This window comes from Halorubrum sp. Atlit-26R (genome assembly GCF_003666015.1).
Taxonomy (GTDB): domain Archaea; phylum Halobacteriota; class Halobacteria; order Halobacteriales; family Haloferacaceae; genus Halorubrum.
In genome coordinates, this window is record NZ_QPLT01000187.1 from 1 (window position 1) to 781 (window position 781).

Annotated in this window: 1 protein-coding gene; it reads right to left on the reverse strand. The window is 38.0% G+C overall.

Translation table 11 applies throughout. The features are described from left to right. Positions 1–700, reverse strand: a 700-nt coding sequence (locus DVK07_RS22505; RefSeq protein WP_147441275.1) for a hypothetical protein, incomplete at its 3' end; no start/stop codon positions are given. Positions 701–781: the final 81 nt, after the last annotated feature.

Consider the following 781-nt stretch of genomic DNA (forward strand, 5'->3'; position numbering starts at 1 on the left):
TATACTCTGAATTTACTTGATCAAGAATTTCTTCCGGAGTTTCCTTTCTCCCGATGGATTTCTTATCATAGTAGCCGCCGTTGAAATGTAATATTTTTGCTTTTTCTTGGAGACAATTTAAATTGTTCACTAGAAGATTATACTCTGGAGGAAGTGTCCCAATCTTAAGATTATCTTGATTATATACTGCTTCTCTGAAAAATGGCTGATCGATTAGATTGGACTCAAGCTTTTTAGAATATCTTTTTCTCCAATCCTCAAACATTTTTAGCACGGAAGAATTGAGCTTATAGCCAAGAACTCCGCATTGATACTCGGGAAAAGAATCTGGGGCCTCTACGTCATATTCATCGCTCCCCCAATGCGGTCCAGCGGTATCCCTAAATGGATCGATTCTCGCAACAACATCAAACCGATCCAACATCTGATAAATATCTTGTATATTATCTGATACAAATGTATCGGTGTCGATATATAATGTCTTGTCATAAGGACTATCCATGAAATGTTTTATTCTGTCGTAGAATGGGTGCTTGTTTCTATTGATCACCTTATATCGATCAAAAATCTCGGGCTGCTGATTTTGGTCTGTGAATACTGTCACATCCACACTGTTGTGATATTTCAAACTTTTCGCAGAATTCGTTGCCTGGTTCAGGTATTTTTCCCCAACTGCATAATATATTACCCCTTCACTCATGATAACCTGCTTCGTTCCCAGATGACATAATTATGTTGCGTCTCAACCTCCAGGCATTTGTTAAATCCATCTGAGCAGTAT